The organism is Mycobacterium sp. SM3041, assembly GCF_039668335.1.
Lineage (GTDB): Bacteria > Actinomycetota > Actinomycetes > Mycobacteriales > Mycobacteriaceae > Mycobacterium.
The window spans coordinates 60166-69296 of sequence record NZ_JAYXBQ010000011.1 but is presented as its reverse complement, the minus strand read 5'-3'; the positions used below and the strand labels follow the sequence as shown (position 1 = coordinate 69296).

Here is a 9131-nt window from a genome sequence, read left to right as displayed (position 1 = left end):
AGTTGAGCGTGGCTGAGCAGCAAGCATCAGACGGTGCTGGCAGTGATCAGTGATGGGTTGTCGGTGACGCAGGCGGCCGAGAAGGCGGGGGTGTCGCGTCAGACGGTGCATGCCTGGTTGGCCCGGTATGAGGCCGAGGGTTTGGACGGGTTGGTTGATCGGTCACACCGGCCGGTGTCGTGTCCGCATCAGATGTCAGCCGAGGTCGAAGCGGCGGTGCTGGAGTTGCGGCGCTCACGTCCGTATTGGGGGCCGCGGCGGTTGGTGTTCGAGCTGACCAAACGCAATGTGTCACCGGTGCCCTCGGAGTCGGCGGTGTACCGGGCGTTGGTGCGGTCGGGGTTGATCGATCCGCGGTTGCGCGACCGGCGGGCCCGCAAGTGGAAACGCTGGGAGCGGGGCGCGCCGATGGAGTTGTGGCAGATGGATGTCGTCGGTGGGTTCCCGCTGGCTGACGGGACCAGCGCCAAGGCCTTGACCGGGATCGACGACCACTCCCGGATGTGCGTGTGCGCCCGGCTGATGACTCGCGAGCGCACCCGCGCGGTGTGCGATGGACTGCGCGGTGCGTTGGCGACCTACGGCTCACCAGAACAGATCCTGACCGACAACGGCAAGGTGTTCACCGGCCGGTTCAACCATCCACCGGTGGAGGTGCTCTTTGATGCGATCTGCCGCGAGCACGGCATCGAGCACTTGTTGACCCAGCCGCGCTCGCCGACCACTACAGGCAAGATCGAGCGGTTTCACCGGAGTCTGCGCGCGGAGTTCCTTTCTACCGCAGCACCTTTCCCCAATTTGAAGGCGGCGCAGCAGGCGCTCGATGAGTGGGTGATCGAGTACAACACCGCCCGGCCGCACCAGTCCCTGAAGATGGACACCCCAGCTCAGCGGTTCACCGCATCAGCGCCGGCGGCGGCACCGTCGACCTCCACAGCTGCGCGCGAGCACCAGCGCCAGGGCTCAGATTGGGTCTCGCGGCGGGTCACCACCAACGGGGTGGTGTGCGTGTCGTGGCAGCAGGTCAGTATCGGCAGGCACTGGGCCGGGCAACGCTGCGACGTTCATGTCGACGGGGACCTGCTGAGGTTCTGGGTCGGCGAGCAATTGGTCAAAACCGCAGCCCGCAACAGCACCGGGGCGGTACGAAACAAGAAGGCCTGCCGCACCCGCGAACAGGCCTGACCACCAACACGAGTGTCAAGGATCAACCGAAACAGATCGGTCACCCATCAACCGAAGTCCGACAGCCTGCGAACGCGCTCCCGCCCCGACTAATGGGACGTGCGTCGCCACCCTCATCGGTCGCCGCGCGGCGCGGTCCCCTAATGCACTGGCGCTGTGTGGTTATCCTCGGCGGTACACCGTAGGCCACTCTGCCGTTGGCTGCTCGCGGTTCCCACCGGGAATACCGAAGCGCGCTGCGTGGCAAAGCGCCCTAGCTATTACGCCCACTATTGCGTCGATCCTGCCGCTCGCCCCTTATTTGGCCGATCAGTTCGGTGCGCTGTCGGCGACGCACATCCCGTTCTCGGCGATTGCGGATTTTTCTGACGCGTCTCGCCCGTTGACGGACCTTCCACCCCCGCCAATGCTTCTTGCGGTAGTAGCGTTCCTGCGCAGTGATGATGCCGTCCCACATCTCCGTCAGCTCTGGTCGCATCGCTCGTATCGCCGCCGTTCGCCCCTCAGGCAACGGGGATTCCGCATCCTCGTCATTCGAGTTAGAAGCTGCGCGTCGGATAATCGTCATAGATCGCCGGTAGTAGACGTAGTAGATGTGAAAGACCGAATTGCGGTACGGAGCTCGCGATCGTGTGGCTTCTCGAAAGTTGGCGGGCGCACCAAGGAGCGCAAACGCGTTCCGATTCGCATGGTAGCGCCATATTCTGCTTGTCACGGTAGATGCGAGAACTAGCGCGGTGAAGTATGTGGCGAGTGCATAGGCTACCGATTTCCATCCGAGTCCGACAATTGGCAGCACCACCAACTCAGCGACGGCTACGAGGTACAGCAGCGTTGCTAAAGTGCCGACCCGACGGGTCCATTTTGGCGTGGGAAATACGCGGAGAGCCGCCAGCCTGAGCGCGTGTAAGTTGTTGTCATCTAACAGAACTCGTTGTACACCCTCTTCATCTGTTTGGGCAACCACCTTACCGTTCTGGTCGATTCGCTCTACGTGCATGCGCGCTTCATTCCAAGCTTGAATCGTGGTCGGAAAGCTGGCCAGAAAGGAGACGAGCGCAACCACAATCCCGACAGCCTGGAACCATTGAAAGCCTGTCACAAACGGTCATATTCTCATCTAGCCGCCCGCATTCTTAATCAACCACGCCGCGCCGTTGTCGAACTAAGCCCACAACCGCGTCACGCAGCAGTACCAGTGCCCATCTATTGCAGGCGGCCCGGAAAGACGGAGCACTTCGGCATCGTCGGCCGCATCCACACGCCGTTACGGCGCATCCACGCCAACCGACACCCACCGGGGGATGCCCCGACGGCGGACACCTTCCGATTAGGCATCGCCCACCGCCCGCGCATTGCGCCACCGAGACCGCGCAGCGTGCAACGTGCACCGTGCAGCGACTAACTACGGCGCCCCGGCTACGCGCGCGACATTATTAGGACCGTCGATGCATCGATCTAGCCGCAGCGCCCAATCAAGTGCAGCTGAATTCTCGGCAAGTTCTGCAATCGCTTTTCGTAATGCTCGTTTCATATAGATTGCAAGCTGATCTCGCAATTCAATGAGCTCATCCCGCTGGCGAGTCGTCCGACGCCGGCTTCCATGGACAATGCTACTACGGTAGTCGTAGACCTTCTTGAAAAATGTGCGCACATCCGAAGCGCCATACCCTTCGTCGGCAAGAAAGAGAGCGGCGTGAACCGAAATCTTCTGCGTCGCTTCCCCTCTAGAATCGTTACAGAAAAGCGACTCGGCCGCAATTGCTAGGTCAACAATAGAATCCGACGGGCGATGGCGAGTAGATGCAACCAGTAGCCTGTCTACTGCGACAGATAGTCGATCGCGTACTGATTCATTCGCAAGCGCAGCTACAACCATACCTATCCGAGGCCCATCATCAGCGCTAATCTCAATAGTACGCGGGCCTCTATGAAAGTACTCCGGGGCATAGACCGATCCTTCTCTCAGACACAGATTCTGAGCCGACGTACGAAGTTCCATCCATCTTTCGCCCCTGTCGATGGCATCGATTTTATCCATCAGCCCAACAGCGGCGACAATATCGGCATCAGATTGTTCGGTCTCCTCGAACCAATCTCTCTTTACGAGCGCATCCACGAGCTTATCTGCGCACGGAAACGAAGGCGCTAAGTCGAACCTGTATTCTCTGGCGACGACCGTCTGAAACCGATCCGGTAAGTACGCCGTGTCAGCGCCGATCCGCTTGAATGGCAGAATCCCGAATCCGACCGCCGTGTCCAACTCCTCATCCGTCAAGGGGCGAATTGAACAGTTTGGGGATACCCGCACCTCAGACGCTGCGTATACATACCGAAGCGGGGTATACGTCCTTATCACAACGTTTGTGTCCCGTAGTGATTTGATGACACGATCAAGAGACGAACTGAAAACTTGGTCGTCAAAGACGAAATCGCCCTTGTTTATCTGCGGCGCAAGTAACCCTTGCTGTAATAGTCTTTCTATATTCGACAGATCATCGAGGCCGATACGAATCATCTCATACGGCAGACCATACGCTACTAATGCTCGTTGCAATACACTCTCATCAGTCAGAAATATCTCGAGCACAGCTGCATACGACTTCAGGTTACGTAGGTCGACCCACTCTGGCCATGCCGATCCATATTCGGAGTGCCAAGCACCACGCTTTTTAACACGTTTCAAAAGCTCGGGGTCCTCGGGCGATCGAGACCAAGTGTCATAATCATCGTCCGGATCTATTTCCGGAGTTTCATACATTGAATCAAGAGCTGCAAGCGCATCAACAACAAACTCGCGGAGAACTTGTTGCTGCCTTTCGATCATCATAGGCAGATATTAGCCGTTGCACTTGGAAGCGTCGGCCGTCCTGCATTTTCAACATTCCGCCGAGACGCCCAGCACTTCACAATTAGGACAGACCTCGGATTCCGACGGCCGTTGGGGCCTAGAACGATACTTCTATCGCCACCTTTCAGATACCAGCTGGAAATCAGAATCGCTGCGAGATTCGAGTTGACCAGATTCAACGGGTAGTCACCCAGATGGAAGCGTGCGCAAGCTCGTCTCGTCAGCCGCCACGCTCGACGTAGGACGCTAACCCGGCAGGTAGATCAGCCGGGCCATCACCACCGTGATCACCATCGTCAGCGCCAGCAGGGGCACGCCGACCTTCGCGTAATCCGAGAACCGGTAGCCGCCGGGCTCCATCACCAGCATGTTGGTCGGCGACGACACCGGCGTCACGAACGCGGCCGAACAGGCGATGGCGACCGTCATCGCGAATCCCTGCGGCGAGACGTGCAGTGCCTGCGCCGCTTCGATGGCCACCGGCGCGATCAGCACGGCGGTCGCGGAGTTCGAGATGAACAAGGCGACCACCGCCGTCACCAGGAACACCACCGCGAGCATGCCGGTCGGACCGAGACTGCCCAGCGTGTCGACCAGGTGACCGGCGATCAGCGTCGTCGTCCCGGTCTTGGCCAGCGCCGTGGCCAACGGCAACATCCCGGCGATCAGGACCAGCGTGCTCCAGCTGATCAACCGGTAGATGCTGTCGACGCGAACGCAGCCCGACCCGACCATGGCCAGTGCCCCGAGCAGCGCCGCATCGGCGCTGGGCAGCCAGCCGAACGCCATGCACGTGACCATCGCGATGAGGATGACCACCGCGGCACGACCCCGGCCCGGCGCCACCAACCGCTGCTGATACTCGGCGGGCAGGTTCAACAGGATGAAGTTCCGGCGCGAATCGCTGAGCCGTTCAATGTCGTCCCAGTTGCCGCCCACCAACATCGCGTCGCCGAAGTCGAGGGTGCGTCCGGGCAGGTCCTCGGTGATGCTCTGGCCGCGGTGCCGGACCGCCAGGACCGTCACGTTATGGGCGGCGGCCAGATCGAGCTCGCCGAGCGTCATGCCGATCGACTTCGACTCGGGTGCCAGCATCACCTCGGCCACCCCGACGTTCTGCAGCACTTCGCGACGCTCGTCTTCGGCCCGCGGGCCGGTGACCTGACAGCGCAGGTCGGCCGCCACCGCGGCGGTCTGCTGTTCATCGACGAGCGTGAAGACCAGATCGCCTGGCTCGAAGACGGTTTCCGGCCGCGCCGACAGGTACTGCGCCGCGCCGCGGGTGTGCTTCTCGAAACCGAGAAGATCGAGGCCGTAACGCTCGCGCAGTGGTTGGCGTTGCGCCGCAACCGATTGCCCCACCAGTGGTGAGTCAGCGGATACGTGCAGCAGGTGCCAGCGGGGCCGCAGCCCGTAGGACGCGATGACGTCGAATGTGGAGGGTTCCTGCGCGTCGGCCACTCCGGTCCGGTTGCGGCTCAAGAGGTTACGCCCGACCAGGAGCATGAAAACAAGACTGACCGCGAGCGTGACGACACCGAACGGCGTGAAGCCGAAGAAGCCGAGCGTCGGCGTGATGCCGCGCTGGCTGAGGATGCCCTCGATGATGATGTTCGGCGACGACGCGATCGACGTCATCATGCCGCTGATCATGACGGCGACACACAAGGGCATGAGCATGCGTTTGCGGTTCAAACCCGTTGCGGCCGTGACCGTCAGCACCACGGGGATCAGCATCGAGACGATCGCCGACGAGTTCATGACCGACCCGATACCGGCCGACAGGACCATGATCAGCGCAACCAGCCGCGACTCGCTGCGGCCGCCGACCTTGACAACGAACTCACCGAGCCGCTGGGTGATGCCGGTGTTGACCAAGCCCGCGCTGACGATGAATATGCCGGCCAACAGAATCACCACGGGCGAACCGAAGCCGGCCAGCGCCTCGGTCGGCGTCAGCACGCCGGTGCTCATCAACGCGACGACGACCAGTACCCCGACGATGTCGGCGCGCGGACGGCCCCACACGAACAGGCCGATGGCGCCGGCCAGGATGCCTACGACGATCCACATCTGATGAGTCACTGGCGAACCTGAACGACGCCGACCGATACGAACACCCTTGATCAATAACATTCGCCGCCACGGATCGGTCGGAGATGCCGCGAATCCGGAGTGCACGTCGCCGCCACGCCTATGGCCCCAGCACGCATTCGACCGTCGAAAAACTACGCATTGTTCAGGAATTTCCGCAGTCGTACAGTCAAGCTGGCAACCACATTTCTGGAGGTCCAGACATGCCTGTGGACGAAGACAAGCTGAACCAATTTCTCGGCATGGCGATCGGCGACATGGGTGCCGCGATCAGTGCCGGCCTGGTCCTGATCGGGGACCGGCTCGGGCTGTACAAGGCCCTGGCGGCTGGGCCGCTCACGGCCACGCAGCTGGCCGAGAAGACCGGCACCGTGGAGCGGTACGTGCGCGAGTGGCTGGCCAACCAGGCCGCCGGCGGCTACGTCCAGTTCGACCCGGACAGCGGCATGTGGTCGATGAGCGCGGAGCAGGCCGCCTGCCTCGCCGACCCGAACGGCCCCGTCGATATCCCCGGCGCCTACAACATCGTCGAAGCGGTGTTCCACGTCCTCGACCGCACGACCGAGAACTTCAAAACCGGCGCCGGCCTGGAATGGGGCGAGCACCATCCGTGCCTGTTCGCCGGCACCGAGCGGTTCTTCCGCGCCGGCTACAACGCCGAACTCGTCGGCTCCTGGCTGCCGGCACTGGACGGCGCGATCGAACGCCTCGAGTCCGGGGCCAAGGCGGCCGACGTCGGCTGTGGCCACGGCGTCAGCACGATCCTGATGGCGAAGACGTACCCGAACTCGACGTTCATCGGCTACGACTACCACCCCGAGTCGATACACGTCGCGACCGAACGCGCGGCGGAAGCCGGGGTGACGAACGCGCGCTTCGAGGTCGCCGATGCAACGAGCTACGCGGACAACGGTTTTGACCTGATCGCGTTCTTCGACTGCCTGCACGACATGGGCGATCCGGTCCGCGCCATGCGGCACACCCGGGCCGCGCTCAACGACGACGGCATCGCGATGATCGTCGAGCCGTTCGCCGGGGATCGGGTGCAGGACAACATGAATCCGATCGGCCGCATGATGTACGGCGCGTCATCGCAGATCTGCGTACCGGTGTCACTCGCCCGCAACGGGCCGGCGCTCGGCGCGCAGGCCGGCGAGGCCAGGCTGCGCGACGTCGTCGTCGACAAGAGCGGCTTCACGAGGTTCCGGCGCGCCACCGAGACGCCGTTCAACCTCGTCTTCGAAGCACGGCCGTAACGGCGTCAGGGAATCAGGATGTAGCTCATCCCGGGGATGTGCTGAGTGTCGCGGGTCCACCAGGCGAACGGCCCGCCGTGGGACTCGTTGTTCATCTCGGTGATGTTGATCCAGCGGCCGGACACCGAATTCACCCAGGCCACGTGGCCGTACTGGCTCACCCCGGGCAGTTCGGCGGGGTACACCGCGATGGACCGGGCCTGCGGTTCGTCCACGACCGTCCAGCCGCGGGACCGTGCGGCGTCCGCCCAGACCCTGGCATTGCCGTGGATGTCCGGGTAGTAGCCCACGTTCTGGAAGGCCATCTGCAGCGCACCCCACGTGCACTGGCCCGGCCAGCCGGAGTTCGAGGCCTGTACCGCGCCCATGGTCCGGGCGGGGCCGGCGTACTGCTGGCCGGCGGGCTGACCGGTCTGCTGACCGTAGGACATGGGGTCGACGTACGACGCCGAGTCGGCGTTGCTCGGGGGCGCCGCCGCCACCCCCGCGCCCGCGATCAGAGCGGCCGCGAGCATGACACCCGCATACGACTTGAAGCTCATTGCGTACATCCGTCCCCCCGATCAAGCGAACGAACCGATGCTTGGATCAAATCACAATTCGGTCACGATTAGACACGAATTCAAAAACATAGCTTGGCAAACTGTCAAGTTTTGCTCAAGACATGCTGATCAGCGGGCCGGAAGAAGTTACCGGTTCAGGCGGAATTGCAGGTTGTTGCGCACCGCGGGCCATTCGACATCGAGGATCGAATACACCACGGTGTCCCGGCGGGAGCCGTCACTGAGCAACTGATGTGAGCGCAGTACCCCGTCGAGCTTGGCTCCGAGCCGCTCAATTGCCGCGCGACTCGCCGAGTTGAAGAAGTGGGTTCGCAGCTCCACTGCTATACAGTCGAGCGCTTCAAAAGCGTGCCAGAGCAGCAGCAGCTTGGCTTCGGTGTTCACCCCGGTCCGGCGAACCGACTCCACGTACCAGGTGGCGCCGATCTCCAGGCGGCGGTTGGGACCGTCCACATTGAGATAGCTGGACGACCCGATGAGCCGGCCGTCGAGCGCGCGCACGACGAACGTCAGCCCGGTATCTGGATGCTGCACCGCCAACCGGGCCTGCACCCATTCCGCTGCCGTCGCCGGCGAGGGCGCGGACGTGAACCACAACCGGCCCAGGTCTTCATCGGCGGCGGCCGCGGCGATCTCGGGGATGTGATCGGCGGTGAGCGGCTCCAGCGTCACCCACCGCTGCCCCGTCAGCACGACGGGCTCGACGAATCCCATCACGACCGCCAGGCGACGACGGAGGCCAGCACCGACAGCACGATCGCCAGCACCGCCGACACCAGACCGATGTACAGCCCGTACGACGCGACCACCGGGCTGTGCACGTACAGCACGTGATACCAGACCCCGAGCGCCGCCAGGCCGGCCGAAAGCACCAGGGCCACAACGGAAGCCGCGCGCGACGAGAGCCGGCGCGCGGCCATCGTGGCCGCCACGAGCAGGCATGAGGACAACAGGACCATCAGCTGCCCGACACCGAAACCCGGTGGCGGAACAGTGATGTGCCCGACCTTCCCGCCGATGGCGTTCGCGTGCCCCGCCGGGCTCGACAGCCACGGCAACCAGGCACTGACCAACAGCACCAACGCGCACAGCGCGACGATCCAGGCGGGCCGCAACCGTTCCATGACAAGAGCCTATCGACCGTCCGGCAGGCCGACGCAGCTGATCAGCCGTAGCCTCAAG

At 62.8% G+C, this 9131-nt stretch carries 7 protein-coding genes and 1 pseudogene; 2 read left to right on the top strand and 6 right to left on the bottom strand.

Translation table 11 applies throughout. The features are described from left to right. The first annotated feature begins 2 nt into the window (after positions 1-2). A pseudogene (locus tag VXD91_RS04880) lies at positions 3-1185 on the top strand (IS481 family transposase). A gap of 253 nt (positions 1186-1438) precedes the next feature. Here the strand turns inward: VXD91_RS04880 and VXD91_RS04875 are convergent. The 3 genes from VXD91_RS04875 to VXD91_RS04865 all read right to left on the bottom strand — a co-directional run bounded on the left by VXD91_RS04875 (position 1439) and on the right by VXD91_RS04865 (position 6121). After that, the gene (locus tag VXD91_RS04875; RefSeq protein WP_318986750.1) at positions 1439-2287 is read right to left on the bottom strand and encodes a hypothetical protein; all 849 of its coding nucleotides are present in this window, start codon (positions 2285-2287) and stop codon (positions 1439-1441) included. 303 nt (positions 2288-2590) lie between these two features. After that, entirely contained in the window at positions 2591-4015 is a 1425-nt protein-coding gene (locus VXD91_RS04870) for a HEPN domain-containing protein (RefSeq protein WP_318986751.1), read from the bottom strand. 267 nt (positions 4016-4282) lie between these two features. Further along, positions 4283-6121 carry an SLC13 family permease gene (locus tag VXD91_RS04865; RefSeq protein ID WP_346414805.1) on the bottom strand — a complete coding sequence of 613 codons (1839 nt, stop codon included), beginning with the start codon at positions 6119-6121 and terminating at the stop codon, positions 4283-4285. A 212-nt stretch (positions 6122-6333) separates the two neighbouring features. On the opposite strand from VXD91_RS04865, the gene VXD91_RS04860 reads away from it, so the two are divergent. Beyond that, the gene (locus VXD91_RS04860) at positions 6334-7386 is read left to right on the top strand and encodes a class I SAM-dependent methyltransferase (RefSeq protein WP_346414804.1); all 1053 of its coding nucleotides are present in this window, start codon (positions 6334-6336) and stop codon (positions 7384-7386) included. Between the two features lie 5 nt (positions 7387-7391). On the opposite strand, the gene VXD91_RS04855 is transcribed toward VXD91_RS04860, so the two are convergent. The 3 genes from VXD91_RS04855 to VXD91_RS04845 form a co-directional block, all read right to left on the bottom strand. Next, complete coding sequence (locus VXD91_RS04855; protein WP_064979367.1) at positions 7392-7928, bottom strand: CHAP domain-containing protein; 537 nt, start codon at positions 7926-7928, stop codon at positions 7392-7394. A gap of 147 nt (positions 7929-8075) precedes the next feature. Further along, positions 8076-8666 carry a GNAT family N-acetyltransferase gene (locus VXD91_RS04850; RefSeq protein ID WP_346414803.1) on the bottom strand — a complete coding sequence of 197 codons (591 nt, stop codon included), beginning with the start codon at positions 8664-8666 and terminating at the stop codon, positions 8076-8078. After that, positions 8663-9073, bottom strand: a complete 411-nt coding sequence (locus tag VXD91_RS04845; protein WP_226520670.1) for a hypothetical protein — start codon at positions 9071-9073, stop codon at positions 8663-8665. The genes VXD91_RS04850 and VXD91_RS04845 overlap by 4 nt, the downstream gene beginning before the upstream one ends. Positions 9074-9131 lie beyond the last annotated feature (58 nt).

What these genes read in the sequence shown, in the direction of transcription:
- VXD91_RS04870 (WP_318986751.1), bottom strand. Translation starts at nt 4,015, where the DNA reads ATGATGATCGAAAGGCAGCAACAAGTTCTCCGCGAGTTTGTTGTTGAT.
- VXD91_RS04860 (WP_346414804.1), top strand. Translation starts at nt 6,334, where the DNA reads ATGCCTGTGGACGAAGACAAGCTGAACCAATTTCTCGGCATGGCGATC.
- VXD91_RS04855 (WP_064979367.1), bottom strand. Translation starts at nt 7,928, where the DNA reads ATGAGCTTCAAGTCGTATGCGGGTGTCATGCTCGCGGCCGCTCTGATC.
- VXD91_RS04845 (WP_226520670.1), bottom strand. Translation starts at nt 9,073, where the DNA reads ATGGAACGGTTGCGGCCCGCCTGGATCGTCGCGCTGTGCGCGTTGGTG.